Source organism: Paenibacillus sp. PAMC 26794 (assembly GCF_000316035.1).
Classification (GTDB): Bacteria; Bacillota; Bacilli; order Paenibacillales; family Paenibacillaceae; genus Paenibacillus.
The window spans coordinates 1-17,019 of record NZ_ANHX01000052.1 but is presented as its reverse complement, the minus strand read 5'-3'; the positions used below and the strand labels follow the sequence as shown (position 1 = coordinate 17,019).

Annotated in this window: 9 protein-coding genes; 8 read left to right on the top strand and 1 reads right to left on the bottom strand. The window is 48.7% G+C overall.

The annotated features are described in order from the left end of the window. Positions 1-82 precede the first annotated feature (82 nt). The 8 genes from D829_RS0118445 to D829_RS0118410 all read left to right on the top strand — a co-directional run bounded on the left by D829_RS0118445 (position 83) and on the right by D829_RS0118410 (position 15,333). Positions 83-3,259 (top strand): non-ribosomal peptide synthetase, encoded by a 3,177-nt coding sequence (locus D829_RS0118445; RefSeq protein ID WP_017690400.1) that lies wholly within the window; start codon positions 83-85, stop codon positions 3,257-3,259. Further along, positions 3,259-9,447: a non-ribosomal peptide synthetase gene (locus D829_RS31450; protein ID WP_017690399.1), complete on the top strand. Its 6,189-nt coding sequence runs from the start codon at positions 3,259-3,261 to the stop codon at positions 9,445-9,447. Before D829_RS0118445 ends, D829_RS31450 begins: the two co-directional genes overlap by 1 nt. Continuing rightward, positions 9,444-10,316, top strand: a complete 873-nt coding sequence (locus D829_RS0118435; RefSeq protein ID WP_017690398.1) for an alpha/beta hydrolase — start codon at positions 9,444-9,446, stop codon at positions 10,314-10,316. Before D829_RS31450 ends, D829_RS0118435 begins: the two co-directional genes overlap by 4 nt. Then, positions 10,313-11,542 (top strand): MFS transporter, encoded by a 1,230-nt coding sequence (locus D829_RS31445; RefSeq protein ID WP_017690397.1) that lies wholly within the window; start codon positions 10,313-10,315, stop codon positions 11,540-11,542. Before D829_RS0118435 ends, D829_RS31445 begins: the two co-directional genes overlap by 4 nt. Continuing rightward, entirely contained in the window at positions 11,529-11,933 is a 405-nt protein-coding gene (locus D829_RS0118425; RefSeq protein WP_017690396.1) for a RidA family protein, read from the top strand. Before D829_RS31445 ends, D829_RS0118425 begins: the two co-directional genes overlap by 14 nt. A 337-nt stretch (positions 11,934-12,270) precedes the next feature. Next, the gene (locus D829_RS0118420) at positions 12,271-13,164 is read left to right on the top strand and encodes an NAD(P)-dependent oxidoreductase (protein ID WP_017690395.1); all 894 of its coding nucleotides are present in this window, start codon (positions 12,271-12,273) and stop codon (positions 13,162-13,164) included. A gap of 277 nt (positions 13,165-13,441) precedes the next feature. Next, a complete protein-coding gene (locus D829_RS31440) occupies positions 13,442-14,173 on the top strand; it encodes a nuclease-related domain-containing protein (protein ID WP_017690394.1) in 732 nt (243 codons plus the stop codon). Positions 14,174-14,439: 266 nt separating this feature from the next. Further along, positions 14,440-15,333 (top strand): hypothetical protein, encoded by an 894-nt coding sequence (locus D829_RS0118410; RefSeq protein ID WP_017690393.1) that lies wholly within the window; start codon positions 14,440-14,442, stop codon positions 15,331-15,333. Positions 15,334-15,710: 377 nt separating this feature from the next. On the opposite strand, the gene D829_RS0118405 is transcribed toward D829_RS0118410, so the two are convergent. Next, positions 15,711-17,019, bottom strand: a 1,309-nt coding sequence (locus D829_RS0118405; RefSeq protein ID WP_036661412.1) for an IS4 family transposase, incomplete at its 5' end; no start/stop codon positions are given.

The following is a 17,019-nucleotide window of genomic DNA, read 5'->3' as shown; positions in this document are numbered from 1 at the left end:
TGAATTTTTGAAGTGATTCAGAGATTGGAACAAGGATACTCATCGGGTTTCGATACCTGCTGAGGAATGGAGGAAGGTAAGGATGTTGAAGAAGATTGAAAAGTATCGGCTTTCTCCACAACAAGAAAGAATATGGAAATTGTGGCAGTCTGGCCAACACGAAGCGTTTCTCACACGAGCGATGATGTTGCTGAATGGGGATGTGGATCCTATGGTGCTTCAAGCAACGTTACATGAAATGGTGGCCCGGCATGATGCCTTAAAAAGCACGTTCCAGTCATCCCCATATTCAACGCGTCCAGTACAAGTAACAGAGGGGAGTATTTATTTTGAGTGGGGGGAAAGAGAGTCGGGTTGGCAGTTTCATTCTGCCGATGAACAGCGGTTATATCTGGATCATTTGTTTACCCAATTCTCCGAAAAAGCTTTTAAGCAGGGAAAAAGACTATGGCTCCAAGCAGAATTGGTCAAGCTCTCATCGGACAAGCATGTGTTGATGATCGCTATACCAACGATGCTGATTGAAAATGCTCTTCAGCCGTTCTTTAAAGAGTTGGCCTGGACGTACGATAAGCATACAGGCCATGCTGTGACTGGAACTGGGGAAGAGCTTTTTCCCAAGGTTATGTTAAGCGATAGAAATGACGAATCATTTGAAATGGAGGCGTCCAGGGAGGGGCGAAATTTCTGGGCTACCAGGGATTTTATTTCGGCCTTTGAGACTCATTTGCCCTTTGCGAACTTGGCACGGGACGGTAATCCCTTTTCAGCGCGCACGTTGATTTGGGAGGTGCCTTCGGAAACAGTGGATGAAATGACTAAACTGGCCATGCTGGAAGGGACAGAAGAATCTATTGTTCTTATGGCTGCTTGGCAATCGCTGCTGGCTCTTTTGACGGGAGAGTCTGTAGTGGTTGGTGTCGCGTATGACGAGCGAAGTGACGAGGAAATGACCGGCTCTCCGGCAATATATGTGCCACTGGAAGGCCGATTTGACCGGGGGGATTCTTTTCGTTCTGTGCTGGGGATGGTGAACATGTCTGCCGAAGAGAGCCGTGAGTGGCAAGGCAGCTTTTCTTGGGAAGGGTTGAAAGCAGGTTCTGATGTGTCCTATCTGCCCTTTGGATATGACTTTTCAGACCTGCAGAAAACGCACACAACCGGTGAGTGGATGTTGACCGTTTTGCGGCAATCAGTCTGCTCTGATCTGTTCGACTTACGCCTGTCCGGAATTAAGCTAGCGGATGGCAGGTTCACAATAGAATTCCACTACGATGCGAATATTTTGTCTGATAGCGATGTGGAGCGTCTGAGCGGGTACTTCCAACGATTGCTCGCACAAGTGTTGAAGAAACCTGAGTCACCCATAGCCTGTGTCAAGCTTGTCAGTCAGGAGGAACAGGAGCAGTTGCTGGTGGGTTGGAATGAAACGAGTGTACAATTCCCGCATCATCAGGCTTTGCACGAACTCTTTGAAGCTCAAGTGGTGAAAAATCCCGATCACATCGCGGTCCTGTCTGGAGAGTGGTCCCTCACCTATGAACAGTTGAATAACAGGGCGAACTGTTTGGCGTATGATCTGCGAACGAATGGCATTGCCTCTGGCAGTGTCGTAGGGATCGCTTGCGAACGCTCCATGGATATGATTATCGGGATGCTTGCCGTACTCAAAGCGGGAGGGGCGTATTTGCCGATCGATACTGCTTATCCAATGGATCGTATTACGTATATGTTGCAGGATTCACGAACAGAGGTATTGTTGACACAGCAAGACTTGGCCGATCGTTTTGTAGGTCAATCAGTGGAGGTAATTCTGCTTGATAATAAGGATAGGGCCAACTTGGTAAAGGAGACATGGGATAACCTCAATTTGCAGATAACTGGGGAACAACCCGCTTACGTCATCTACACATCAGGCTCTACAGGTCAGGCAAAGGGCATTGTGATGGGGCATGCGGCCATCTGCAATCACATGCACTGGATGCAAGCCGAATTTCCGCTGGGTGCGTCAGATCGTGTACTGCAAAAAACGGCATTTTCCTTCGATGCCTCCGTGTGGGAGTTTTACGCTCCGTTGCTTGCAGGTGCTCAACTGGTGTTCCCCAAGCCGGGAACGCATCTGGACCCGGCAACTCTTGTACAGGAAATGCAGGAGCATTGCGTGTCCATCTTGCAGGTGGTGCCCACGATGTTGAACATGCTTATAGAGCAGGAAGGCTTTGCTCATTGCACGACATTGTCACGCGTGTTTGTCGGGGGAGAGCAGTTGACGCGCCAATTACAAGAACGTCTGTACACAATCTTGCCGAATGTAGATCTGATCAATCTCTATGGCCCGACAGAGTGCTGCATTGATTCAACCTATTGGGTGGCAGACCCAGGGGGCAGCGGGCATGTTGTACCGATTGGACGTCCAATCGCCAATGTGCAGGTCTATGTGCTGGATGAGTACTTACAGCCGGTTCCGCAGGGAGTTGCGGGTGAATTATATATCGGGGGTGCAGGTCTTGCGATGGGTTATCTCCATCGTCCCGAGCTGACATCGGAGCGATTCCTTGTTCATCCATTTGCAGAAGGGGAACGGTTCTACAAATCGGGTGACCTTGTTCGCATGCTACCGGGGGGTGCTCTTGAATTTTTGGGCCGTATGGATGATCAAGTCAAACTTCATGGGTTGCGCATCGAATTGGGAGAGATCGAATCGGTGCTTCAGCGTCATGAAGCTATACAACAAGCTGTTGTCCTTTTGCGTGAAGACAAGCCAGGTCATCCGTTGCTCGTTGCCTATGTCGTCTGCAAAGGGGAGCATCCTCAGGTTCAGGAACTGCGTCTGTTCCTGAACGGACAGTTGCCGGAATATATGGTGCCATCCTTCTATGTTTATCTTAATGCGCTGCCGCTGATGCCAAACGGTAAAGTGGACCGCCGCCAGTATCCGCAGCCGAGTCTTTTGGCCCAAGGAGAAGAGACGGATTACGTTGCACCGCGAAACTTGACTGAGGAGTTGATGGCGGGCATATGGTCCGATGTACTGGATCTCCCGGAAGTAGGTATCCAACACGACTTCTTTGAGCTGGGTGGTGATTCCCTTGCGGCCCTGAAGATCTTGGCGCTGTGCAAACGTGAGGGAATATACTTGACACCAACGGATATGTTTAAGCTGCGGCGTATTGAGGACATTGCAGCAGCTGTTGAGACACGGACGAATGCAAGAGATCAACAGAAGAGCTTCGAATTACCGATTGGAGGATCGAATTGATGAAGGTTTCCTATACACAAGAGACTCTTTGGTTGCTTGAACGCATGTGCAGAGAAAGCGGCCCGGCTTACAATGAGCCGCTTGTATTCCAGTTAAAGGGTCATCTTGAAGTACAATTATTGGTTCGGTGTTTCCATCGTTTGGTCGAACGTCATGAATCTCTGCGCACGACATTTGTGGAGACGGTAGATGGACTGAGTGCTATTGTTCACGATAACATGCCCGAGTTTGTGGAAGTTGTCGATCTGCAACACCTGAGTGCCGAAAAGGCTCGGGAGCAGGCAGAGAGGAGGATAACCGATACATATAGTCGGCCGTTCGATCTCGCAATCGGTCCGTTAATTCGAGCAATTATTGTAAGGATAACTAAAGACGAATATGTCCTCGGCATCACAGCACACCATATCGTAATAGACGGTTGGAGTATGGGCGTTATTTTAGGAGAGATTGGTCAGAACTACATCGCCCTGTGCCGTTCTGGTGAGCTTGCTGCTCAGCAACCAGTAGCCTCTTATCAAGATTATGTATCCCAACTGCGTCAGGATTATGAGCAAGGGATGTTCCAAGAGAAAGTCGAATACTGGAAGAATGTATTGCAGGGTAGAACAGATTTGCTTAATCTCCCGGTGGATCGAATTCGCCCTGCTCAGCAAACGTTTCGAGGCTCGACGTATACAGTCAAGCTTTCTAAAAATAAAGTTTCGGCTCTGATCGACAAGACATCTCAAGCAGCAGGCACGACTGAGTTTGCAGTCATGTTGTCTGCATATGCCATTCTAATTAATCGGTACAGCAGCCAAAATGCGATTACCATCGGAACAACTGTTCTCAACCGTGATGATTACGATCACTTCGGCACGGTGGGCTGTTTCGTCAATACTGCTGCTATCGCTTTGTCGTTGGACGGGGATATGACGTTCCGGGATCTGGTTATGCAAGTATCTGATCGGTCGCTTGAGATGCTGCAGCACCAAGATGCGCCTTATCCGAAGGTGCTGGAAAGTCTCAACATGGAGCGGGACCCGAGCTACAATCCTGTGTTTCAGACGATGATGACATCACTAGGGAAGAAGCCAGCGTTAAAACTCGGTGACGGAATCGTCTGCTCACCAGTTTCATGCAAGCGCACGGGGTCTAAATTTGACCTGCTTCTCTATGTCAGTGATGTGGGGGCGGATTTCGAGTTTGAGGTCGAGTACAATACAGATCTTTTCGATGCCAACTCGATAGAACGGATGATGAATCATTATTCACATTTGCTGGGCCAATTGGCTATAGACCTGGATGGAAAGGTTTCTCAAGTGTCAATCATCCCAGATGAAGAGAAACATCTGATCCTCGATGTGTGGAACGATACTCAGGTTGAGTACCCGAGAACCAGTGTCATCGACATGATCGAGGCGCAAGCGGAACAGACGCCCCAGGCGATTGCAGTCGAGTTCAAGGACCGCTTGTTAACATATAGTGAGTTGAACGGTCTGACCAATCGGGTGGCCCGATTCCTTCTAAGCAATCAGGGAGCAAAAGGGGAGTTTATCGGCGTTTATATGGATCGATCTATTGAGATGGTCGTCGCCCTGGTTTCAATTATGAAGGCGGGCCTCGCGTATGTTCCGATTGATTCGGAGTATCCTGCCGATCGAATTCGGTATATGATCCAAGACGCTGGTGTTCCGCTCATTTTCACACAAGAGCAGCACCTGGAGGCGTTGGCGGAATTCGATACGGAGGCCGTCGTGTTGGCTGAACTGGAGTTATCCAGTTTCGACGAGTCTAATATGGAGCGTCATTTGAGTCCAGATTCATCCTGCTACATGATCTACACATCGGGATCAACGGGCCGTCCGAAAGGTGTCGTCAACCGGCACGAGGCACTGTTTAACAGGCTATATTGGATGCAGAGTGAATACCAGTTGACAGACAAAGATCACATTTTGCAAAAGACGCCATTCAGTTTTGACGTATCTATCTGGGAGTTCTTCTGGCCGCTGATGTTTGGGGCACGTATTGTGATGGCGGAACCAGGTGGGCATCGCGATCCGGATTATCTCAAACAAATCATCCAAGAGAAGCGGGTTAGCGTCATGCACTTTGTTCCGTCTATGCTGAATGTCTTCCTTGAAGAAGACAATCTGGCAGATCATTGCGGCTCACTTCGCCTTGTCTTCTGCAGTGGGGAGGCGTTGCCGTATACGGCGGTCAAGAAGTTCTTTGAGACGCTGACTTGCGAACTGCACAACCTTTATGGTCCTACCGAAGCAGCCATCGATGTATCTAATTGGTCCTGTACCCTCGATTATCCTGGGAATGTAGTACCAATCGGTAAGCCAATCCATAACGTTCGGCTCTATGTGTTGGACCCGTATATGCAGATTCAGCCTATTAAAGCCCCAGGTGAACTGTACATCGGAGGGGTCGCCTTGGCAAAAGGATACCACAATCGGGATGAACTGACGGAGAAAGCGTTCGTTCCTGACCCGTTCTCGGCAGAATCTGGAGCGAGACTCTACAAGACGGGTGATTTGGCTTGTTATCTTCCAGACGGTCAGATTCAGTATCTGACCCGTATCGATAACCAAGTCAAGCTGAGAGGGTTCCGTATCGAACTTGGTGAGATCGAGGCTGTTGTGCGTCTCATCCCCGGCGTGAGAGACGCGGCTGTTGTGGTACATGAAGCAAATGGTACAAAGATGCTGTGCGCGTACGTGGTAGCCAACGAATTTGACTCACAAAAGGGCAAGGAGTGGGTCGCCGATCAACTACCAGAGTTTATGGTGCCGCGGGTCTTCGTCCAAGTTCCTCAACTGGTAACAACGGCGAACGGGAAACTGGATCGGAAGGTGCTTCCAGATCCGTTCGCAGATCTTGATCTGACCGAGGTAATCATCCAGCCTTCCTCAGGGCAGGAACGTTTGTTGCTTCAGATCTGGCAAGATGTGCTGGGCCAAGAACAGATCGGCATTAAAACGAACTTCTTTCGTCTGGGGGGAGATTCGATTCTGAGCATACGAGTGGCTGCGAAATTGCGGGAATTAGGATATCAGGTGGAAATCCATGAGATTTTTGCAAATCCGACCATTTATCAGCTTGCGAAAAAGCTGACAACGGCAGAGCAAAGGGTGGAAGAGGTTATTAACCCCTTCCAACTCGTGGACCAAGCCTGCCGAGAACAGCTTGGTACTGAGATCGAAGATGCGTGGCCGCTCGCAACGCTTCAGTCAGGGATGATCTATCATTCGATGCTTCATGAAGAATCACCGGTTTATCACGACATCTTTGCCTATGACATCGAAGCGCCGATACATAGTGAATTGGTTTTGGAGGCGCTCCGAGCAGTTGCAATTAACCGTCCGCAGTTACGGTCGGCTTTTGATCTCGATACATTCATTGTGCCACTTCAACTTATCCACTCCGAAGTGGAGCCGCCGGTTGAAATGGCAGACATCCGTAGTCTGGCTGAGTCTGATCAGGATGAAGCCATCCACCGTTGGATGGAAGACGAGAAGAAACGGGGATTTGATTTTACCCAGGCACCACTCTACCGGATCAAGATTCACATCCGGTCGGATCGGTTCTTCAATCTTGGCCTGTCTTTCCACCATGCGATTCTGGATGGGTGGAGTGTGGCCTTGATCCTCAGCGATTTCTGTAATGCTTATGCGGAGCTCTTGAAAGGGGTGGAGAGAGCAGGTATTGCGTTGAAGAAGGAACAACTGCTATACAGCAATTATGTTGTCCTTGATCAACAGTCCTTGAGTGATCCGGCGCATAGGAGCTTCTGGATGTCGAACGTCTCGGGTGGATCGTCGTCAATGATTTTTATTAAATCAGAACAACATGTGAATCGAAAACCCGGTGCCGTCGCATCGCTTGAGTTGGTGATCCCCGAACATCAGAGATCGGAGTTCCGGAATGTTGCTCGTGAACTCAACCTGCCGATCAAGAGCATACTCCTTGCCGTACATCTCCATGTCCTGAGTCGCTTGGTCGGAGATCGCCATGTTGTGACGGGTCTTGTGGTGAACGGCCGTCCCGAAATGCAGGGAGCAGAAGAGGCAGCAGGACTCTTCCTCAATACGATCCCGCTGATGACAGAGTTGTCGCCTGATACTTGGCCGTCAATCTTTCAGCGAGTGTTTGAATTGGAGCAGGAGACGATGCAATATCGTCGATACCCGCTTGCTGAAATTCTGAAACGGAGCGGGCATAAAGAGTTGTTTGACGTCGCATTCAACTATACGGATTTTCACGTATATGAAGAGAAGGAAGACAGCTCTGTTAAAATCTCGAATGCTCGTTACTTTGAGCAGACTAATATTCCTGTCGTCGTGCACGCGCATCAAGATCATTTCTCGGGTCAACTACGCTTAACGGTCAACTACGATGTTGCCCATGTGGATCACGAACTCGTCCGTCAATACTTGGGACTGTTCCTCGAAGTTGCTACTGATGCGATGTCTGATCAAGAAGTTTCCGGTCTGGCTGAAGTGGCTGGTCGCAGAGAAAGAGTCAGTGACAAGCAAGACGATGCTGCCGAGTTGATGAAAGGGCTCAAGACCCACATCGCACCGCGGACCATCCTTGAAGAGAAGATCGCTGAAATTGTGTCAACGGCACTGGGCATGGATGACATCTCCATGGATGATGACTTTATGAGGCTCGGAATGGATTCGATCATCGCGATCCGTGTGGTTGCCAAGGTCAAACGGATGGGCATCAGGCTGAGCCTTCAGGATATCTTTGAAAAAACAACCATTCAGCAACTGGCTAAACACAGCGAATTCATGCATGGGTCTGAGAAGCAGAGCGCTCGAATGACTCCGTTTGAGCTGGTACCTATGAAGGATAAGGATAACGTGTTCCCTCCTGATGTGGTAGATGCATACCCGGTTACTGCTATGCAATTGTACATGATTAACAAAAATCAGATTGACCTTGAACAATCCGTCTATCACGATGTCTTTGCGTATCATTTAGACCTTCCTTTTCATGAATCGGTGCTTCGGGATTGCCTGGAGAAGCTCCTGCTGGAACACGATACATTCCGTACTTCTTTTGCATTCGAGGGCTACTCCGTCCCGATGCAATTGGTATACGCTTCGGTTCAGCCCCAGCTTGAAGTTGCGGACCTCAGTTTCTTGTCTGAAGAAGAGCAAGCTGAATCCTTTCGTACATGGTTTGAGATGGAAAAAGGGAAAAGGTTTGACCTTTCCAAGACGGGATTTAGATTTTACGCACACCGCTGCGGTTTGGAAGATTTCAAGTTGACGCTGAGTTTCCATCACGCTGTAATTGACGGCTGGAGCCTGTCGTTGTTCATTGAGCTACTGATCAAGATATACCGTGAGGCGATTTCATTCAGTCAAGGACAACGGTCTGAGCTTCCGACACTGAAATATCGGGACTATGTAAAGATCGAACAAGAGAGCCAGACCTCAGAGGAATTGAGGGCATTCTGGTCGAAGGAGTTGGGCGATTTCCGCTACAATTCGTTGTTTCAGCCTCAATACGACGAACAGGGGGAGAGATGGAGCGAGGCTCAGGTGTGTTTTGATTCCAAGGTGCAAGAGAGTCTTCACCATTTGGCAAAGCATTTGGGTGTTCCAATAAAGCATGTGCTGCTTGCCGGACATCTGGCGGTCATGAGTCAATGGTGTGGAGAGAAGGATGTGCTGACAGGTGTGTTTGCAAACGGCAGACTGGAAGAAGAAGAAGGAGAAAATGTTCTGGGGATGTTTCTAAACTTTTTGCCGTTCCGGCAAGAGATTAACTCCCAAACATGGAGAAATTTCATCCGGGAGACGTTCGAGACGGAACGCCGATGCCTTCCGTATAGACGCTATCCTCTCTCAAGCATCCAAGAGGACCTGGGGCAAGAGCGGTTGTTTGAGACAATATTCAACTACACGCATTTCAAGCATTACTCCGATCCTGCATTGCTGGGCGTCCAGTGGTTTGAGCATACCGATTTCCTTCTGCTGGCCAACATGGGCCATGATCTGGATAACAGGCTCGTCCTGACGCTGAACGCGGACGGTCGGAAATTATCGAAGCGGTATTTGGAGATCATCGGCCAGACATATGAAGCTGTCTATACTCGAATGATCGAAGATGCCGAGGCTCGGGTTGAATTTAGCATCCAGGAAAACCCCCAATCATTGATGATCGAAGAGGAGATGACAAAATGATTCAATTTCAAGAAACGGTAATTCAGTCGCACATACAGTCGGATGGCTATAAGACTCATTACCGACTTTGGGGTCAACCTAAAGGAGATGATGTGATCATTCTTTTGCACGGTGGCATTAGCCATTCAGCGTGGCAAGCACCGCTAGGCGAAGGGGTGAACTCAAGATCGCAGATTTCATTCATTGCAGTTGATCGCCGTGGTTCTGGCCTGAACTCTGTTAATCGAGGTCACCTCCCGTCCAAAGAGCGGGAGATAGAGGATATGGTTTCATTTATTCGTTCGTTTGAGAGTTCCTATACCCGCATTCATTTGGCAGGCTGGTGCTTTGGTGCACAGGTGGCTGCAATCGTTGCATCGGTTCTGGAAAAGGAAGGTATTCTCTCATCCTTCCTTATGATCGCTCCGGGCTTTGCATTTCAGGAGCGTTACGGCGACGTTCTGAGACTGACTAAGCATGCCATGTTCGAAGTCGTTAAGGCATTCGATTTGGACCCGGAACCGACTCATGCGTTCATGCCTGTTCCGCTTCAGCCAACTGATTTTACGGATCGGGCGGATTGGCATGAATTTGTCTCGAATGACGAGCTTCGTCTGTGGAAGGTCACGGAAAGCACGTATAAGGTCTGGTCCGAACTAGCGGATTGGTCACATCTCGCGTTATCCGAGATCGAAAAACTACCGATGTTAGTAGTCTTTGGCAACAAGGAGCGCTTAGTGGATAACGAGGCTGTGAAACAACTTGTGCAAGAGCGGGTGAAGTCACCGGTCATCCAGATGGAAATGCTGGAGACCGGGCATGCGGTGCAGTTCGACGAGCCCGAGAAGCTTGCAGAGCTCATCACGAGCTTTATTGCGAACGTCCGATGAAGACAAAGATCACGGGTTTTCGGATTGCCCTACGTGATTTGACCCTCCTGCTGGCCAGCATGATCACGATCATCGGGACAACGGCAATCGCACCAAGCCTACCACAGATGGCCAACTACTTCGGAGATACTTCGAATGGTGATTTTCTGGTCCGGATATCCATGACGATTCCCGCCCTTTCGGCGGGCATCTTCGGTCCCCTAACGGGATTCGTAATCGACCGTTGGGGCCGAAAGAGGGTATTAATTGCAGCGTTACTTTTGTACGGAATTTCGGGCATTTCAGGATTTTTCCTGACATCATTATCTTTGATTCTGATTAGCCGCTTTATTTTGGGAATATCAGTGGCGGCGCTCACAACGAGTGCGACCGCGCTCATCGGCGACTACGCACATGAGTCCAAACTTGCTACCTCCATGGGTCGACAGTCGCTATTTATGGCTTTTGGTAACGTGATATTTGTTTCTCTGAGTGGTGTGCTTGCAGACTTCAACTGGCGCTTGCCATTCTTGATCTACACCATTTCGCTCCTGATCCTGCCTACTGCGATCTGGCTCATTACGGAGACAAAAACGAACCGATCTCAAACCGATGAAGTTTCACAAATGGTGATGAAGGCGGCGATGCCGAAAGCCCAAACAGCGTTTGTATGTATTATTGCGTTTATAAATATGGTCGTGTACTTCATGGTACCAGTGTATCTTCCGTTCTACGTACAGTCATTTTCGGATGGAAACAGCATGAAAGCAGGAGGACTACTGGCTATGGTAGGGTTGAGTTGGGGGATCGTGTCCTCACAATATCATCGGCTCCGAAAAAGGCTATCGTTTGAGCGGATCACGATGCTTGCACTCTCACTTGTTGTTGTAGCCTATGTCCTGTTGTCTTTTGCGACCGGGTACTATGTCATGATTATCGCGCTTGTGATGATCGGCTTAGGACTTGGTACAGTTTTGCCCAACTTGAATGCCTGGTTGCTTTCCGTGGTCCCGACTGTGCTCAAAGGGCGTGCGATCGGTACGATGGCGCTCTTTTCCTTCATGGGACAGTTTTTTTCCCCAATGATCACAGAACCGCTGACCAAGTCGGTCGGTATATCGCGCAGCTATCTATTGATGGGGATGCTGCTTGTGCCTCTTGTGGTGGCATGCGGCTTGTATGAGCTTCAACAAAGACGTCTGCGTGCAAGAGAATTCGAAAGGAGCGAAGCCAATGTCAGCCAATGAACGAATCCAATTTAAAAACCCGGAAACCATGCCCCCGACCTTCGGGTATACCCATGTGGTCGAATCGCGAAGTGCTCGGACCATCTATATATCTGGACAGGTTCCTTTGAACAGAGAAGGCCAATTGGTTGGCGCAGGGGATCTGGCTGCGCAAACAAGGCAGGTCTTCGAAAATATCCATTTTGCATTGGAGGCGGCCGAGGTCAGCTTTGCTGATGTGGTGAAATTAACCTTTTTCTTAACAGATATTGGTCAGATGGCAACTGTACGGGAGATTCGAGACCAGTATATTAATATGGTGAATCCGCCCGCGAGTTCTGCAGTTGAGGTTCGGAAGCTCATCCAGGAGGAGATATTCATCGAGATTGAAGCGATTGCGGTTGGGGATTAGCAGATACAATTAACTTAATCCTCTACACAATTCGTGTAAATTTGAGATGGTTCAATGGCTAAGAGATCTACTCGGTTAAACACAAAGACCGCCCATACAGGCGGTTTTTAGTTATTCAGGGGACAGTTCAATCATGCTGCTTCCACGTTTCAGGCCGTTGAAACCTGTTCAATGCGTTCAATGCGTTCAATACGTTCAATGCCAAAAGTCTGACCACTTCAATTTTCGAGATAAAGGATAGACGTCTCATTGCGAAAGCTTTAACATACAGATATACCTATCTAAGAGACAAGCATTCATCGAATCAGATCAGAGAGAAATAAGGAGGAAACTTACGATGACCAATACGAAGATTGCACCTGGGGAGACGAAAGTGGGCTTTATCGGTACAGGCGTGATGGGCAAAAGCATGGCAGGACATATCCAGCGGGCGGGTTATCCGCTGCATGTCTATACGCGTACGGCTGCCAAGGCGGAGACGCTGGTGAAGGAAGGTGCCGTATGGCATGATACACCAGGCAAGCTGGCAGCCGAGTGTGATGTCATCATTACGATGGTGGGTTATCCGAAGGATGTAGAGGAGATATATCTTGGTGAAGATGGTCTCGTAACGAACGCGAAACCAGGCTCGTACCTGATTGATATGACGACCTCCAGTCCGCTACTGGCTGCACGGATCTTTGAAGCTGCGGAAGCCAAAGGACTGCATGCACTGGACGCGCCTGTATCGGGCGGTGATATCGGAGCGCAGAACGCGAAGCTGTCCATTATGGTTGGTGGTAGTTCGGAGGCCTTTGGAGCCGTGCGTCCGCTGTTTGAGCAGATGGGCACCAACATTGTGCTGCAAGGCAAGGCAGGAGCCGGGCAGCATACCAAAATGTGCAACCAGATTGCCATTGCCTCTGGCATGATGGGCGTATGCGAAGCACTCGCTTATGCCAAGACGTCTGGTCTGGACGCGGAGACCGTGCTGAAGAGCATAGCTACCGGTGCAGCCGGAAGCTGGTCGCTCAGCAATCTCGGTCCGCGCATGATCGCAGGCGATTATGAGCCTGGATTCTATGTGAAACATTTTATCAAAGACATGGGAATTGCACTGGAGTCTGCAAAAGCGATGGGCATGAAAACGCCTGGGCTGGCTCTGGCCGAATCCCTGTATCAGGAAATAGCGAATAATGGTCTGGAAGAGAAGGGTACACAGGTGCTCTACACCTATTATCTTCAGGCTTAACATCCAAGAGAACAGCAGCGTATTCTTTTTCTATTCAGGAAAGGGTTACGCTGTTTTTTTCAATTTTGCGGTTTGTTTATGCGTCTAAAGTCACGAAATTGGTTAAATGTTCATATGTACTTTGCATAATGGAGAGATTTTGATCATTTTCCCTTTATTTTTACCCCGCTTTATCCGACATAAGTAATAGAAGTTTACATAATGAATGTGTCAAAGGATGTTATTCCTCCTGTAATGGTCACCCGTAACCCACACTATAATAGAACGGAGCTTGCCCATGTTCAAGAAAATCCTGTCTCTGTTCAAGACACAACCAGAGCTTGCGAACCAGATTACAGCCTCCGCTTCAGCGTTACCATCGACGACAACCATTCCCCCGCGTATGGTCCGTAGTAAGCGCAAGAAAAAGGCGGAAGGGGATTGGACACGCCAGCCGGAGGAGCCTAGTACAGCAGATCAGCTGATTGGTCTCCCAAGTCAATATAAAGTGCTGAACGACCTGCTCGTTACCAATCCGAAGTCACGTTCCGGTTATTCGCAGATTGATCATGTTGTGATCGGCCCTCGGGCAATCTTTGTGATCGAAACACGAAATTTGACCACAGGTGAGATTCGCGGCGGAAGAAGAGAGGCCAATTGGTCGGTCAGTAGCAGCCGGGTCAAAATGTACAATCCACTCATGCAGCATCGTGCACATGTGGAAGCCATCCATGCACACCTCGGAGACTACAAAAGAGTACGCCTTGTCTCCATGGTGACCTTCACCAACCGTTGCCGCATCAGTGTTGATCCTGCTGTGAGGTATGTGAATTCGGATGAACTGATCATCTACGATCATGAATTGGTGGAAACGATTCAACGCAAGACAGAACGACTTGAGACAGAGGTTCCCGAAACCGTATTTCAAGAGAAGGATATACAGGCGATCTACGCTCTGTTATCTTCGGTCAATTCCACCGATCCTCAGATTCGGTCAGAGCATATGGAGAAGGCTAAAGGGATCAAATAATTACGCTTCATGAACACTGTTGTCCATACGGGCGGCAGTGTTTTTGTGTTGGTCTGAGAGTTAATGTGCGAGTAGTAAAAGGCTTTAGACACAGGTATATCGTCGTATACAACCGATTTTTAACTTATGATAGAATGTAGACCATGTCCAATTGTGTGAATCAAGCATGTTATATGAAAGGATATTTTTGTAAGTAGGTGTTCAAGTCTTGGAGCAGAGGTTAATGGTTCTCAGGAATATACATACGATAAGGGGAAGATTATACGATGAAATGGAATTATACGATAAAGACGTTCACAGTTATGCTTGGTTTGGCAGCGATTCTGACAGCTTGTGGTGGTGGAGCGAAAGAGACGTCATCGCCGGACTCTGCTTCCGGTACAGAAGTTGCTTCATCAGAAACAAGCAGCTCGAATGCTGCTGTAACAGAAACCGCAGCAACCGGTTCGAATGGGAGTGAGCAGACAGGTTCAACCACAGAAGAATCTTCTACAGCCGACGATGGCAAGATTGGAAAGGACTCCACACTGGAAGAGTTGAAGCAGCAGTATGCGGATAAACTTGGTTATATCCGTATCCCTCTGAATGATCATCCAGTACGTCGGGTTAGTGAAGAAGGTTCCAAAAATATTAATGTGGCCAACTATAGTGATGCCGTTGTGGACATGAATGCAGGGGTGCCGATTCATTCCGATTCGCAGCGGTTGATTGATGATGCCTTTCCTTTTTTCACAACGGTACAAGCACCTGATGAATCTTATGTAACTTGGGAAGAAGCCACCAATCTGGAACGTGCCATGGTGAAAACGCTGTTTATCGCTCGTGAAGGTCTGCTGATTACCGAAGATGCGATGAAAAATAAGGATTATAGCAGTACACAGTTCCAGGATTCGATGGATTTCTTCAGGGTCACAGCGAAATTTGAATCCATGGCGCCTGTTGCACAACATCCGCGTGACATTACGTTGAGTACGTTATACGACAAAGCCCGCACGTCGTGGGGCAAGCTTGCTGCGATGGACCCGGAGCAGGATGAAGCGGCGTTTGCTGAGATGTACAAGACGGCGAGGAGCGATGCCAATAATGCCATGGGGTTGCTTAATGTTCTGTTGTCTACCAATGAGGAAGAACGCATGGAACAGACATACGGAACTCACTAGTTGGAGGCATCTGAGCATATGGCGATTCTTCTCGATCAGCATCTAACTTCAGCACATTGGGCTGCAAAAAGAATCATGTTTCCCCGAAAAACACAACGAACCTGTCTAGAGGGGAATGCGTGAATGAACAGCACGCATTCCCTCTAGGATAATCTCCCCCCCTGTGTTTCAGCCGTGTACTTAATGTACAACCATTAAAATAGTGGATGCCCAAAAATACAGATACATCATGAACTATGACTATCAACTGAAACAAGGTATAGATCTAAGCTTGACCCACAACGAAGGGAATAATTTACAGTAAATAAAGATAGTTATCCAAGATGGTACGGAAGGCCTGAAGGCCCCTCCAAAGAACCTTCGCTCCTGGATCGCCATCACTTTTGCGTCCCAAAAAAGCCACCGAGTTTGGCGAGTGCGATCACACTTTCTCGCAGGGTAGGTGGTTTGGACGGGAGTGTTTTCGTTTTGTTGGCCACACGGTAAAGAACCTTCCATTCCTCGTCACCCATGAACGAAGTACATGGAGCGTCAGGCTTTTGCCGAACGAGATAGGTCATCTGTTGGAGTTGTACAGCGATTATGGAATAGAACAGGATGAGTTTACGCAATCGTTCACCGTCACGCTCCTGTAATTTTTCGATCTCGCAACCACTTTTTAAAATGTAATGGAACCGCTCAATTTTCCAACGTTGGACGTACCATGCCACTTTTTCACGAGCATCGTCTACCGTAGCCACGGTAAGATTCGTGAGCAGAAACCATTCAATCGGTGTTTCGCCTTCCAGCGGTGTGGTTTCCAACGCATGAATCAGGGTGCAGGGAAGAGGCGAATACGCAGCCCCTTTTTGTTTCAGGTGTGCCGGTACATGTACCGTATCCGTCAGAAAACGAATCTCCAGCGTCGTATCCCGAGCGGCTTCACTACTTCGCGTATCTCGCGGGAGGGAAACGGTAATCTGCCCGGAGGAAGGCTGTTTACGCACTTCGTCCTGCATGAAAAGTCCTTCTGCTTCGGTGATCCGATTTTGCATGGATCTTACGACATAGGACTGTTCATCAACATGCAAGTGGTATAAAAATTCAAAGAAATCGGCTTCCCGGTCCCCTATGTGAATGAGCTTCATATCTGCTGGGAGGCCGAGCACACTGGCTTTTGCGGCCTCAGTCCACTTGTAGCTTTCCTTCTGTTCGTAAGGGCGGCTGACCTTCCGTTCCGCTTTGAGCGCCAGATCCCGTGCCCAAATTTTTTGATGTAAGAGGCCAAGCGGGAGGCCGGACGGGGTAAGCACCAATGCGGAATGCGCAAGCAAGCCTTTGGTTTGCTTGCGATTGTAGGCGCCAAGTCCTGGCGTTTTTTCTCGATTACCGTATTTAATTTCAGTGGTATCCTGGACGCACAAAAACACGGACTCTTCCGTTTGTTTCATCTGACGTAGCGTCTCTGTCCGATACGATTCCAGCACGTTTTCCTCGGTCAACTGCGGATTCTGTAATAAACGGTAGATGGCTTTCGCTTCCGCTGCATTCTTACTGGCTTCAGCAATGGATGCCTCTGGATGACTAAACAACGTCTGCATCGTTCGGATGAACCGATTTAACGTTCTTCCACATCGGATGCGCATATTTCGAAAGAATTGAAAATTTGGTTGGAGTAAAGAGGAAGTTAATCGTGTTGTGGACATG

Bases quoted from the DNA above. Each gene is read 5' to 3' on its own strand.
- D829_RS0118445 (WP_017690400.1), top strand. From the start codon at position 83: ATGTTGAAGAAGATTGAAAAGTATCGGCTTTCTCCACAACAAGAAAGA.
- D829_RS31450 (WP_017690399.1), top strand. From the start codon at position 3,259: ATGAAGGTTTCCTATACACAAGAGACTCTTTGGTTGCTTGAACGCATG.
- D829_RS0118435 (WP_017690398.1), top strand. From the start codon at position 9,444: ATGATTCAATTTCAAGAAACGGTAATTCAGTCGCACATACAGTCGGAT.
- D829_RS31445 (WP_017690397.1), top strand. From the start codon at position 10,313: ATGAAGACAAAGATCACGGGTTTTCGGATTGCCCTACGTGATTTGACC.
- D829_RS0118425 (WP_017690396.1), top strand. From the start codon at position 11,529: ATGTCAGCCAATGAACGAATCCAATTTAAAAACCCGGAAACCATGCCC.
- D829_RS0118420 (WP_017690395.1), top strand. From the start codon at position 12,271: ATGACCAATACGAAGATTGCACCTGGGGAGACGAAAGTGGGCTTTATC.
- D829_RS31440 (WP_017690394.1), top strand. From the start codon at position 13,442: ATGTTCAAGAAAATCCTGTCTCTGTTCAAGACACAACCAGAGCTTGCG.
- D829_RS0118410 (WP_017690393.1), top strand. From the start codon at position 14,440: ATGAAATGGAATTATACGATAAAGACGTTCACAGTTATGCTTGGTTTG.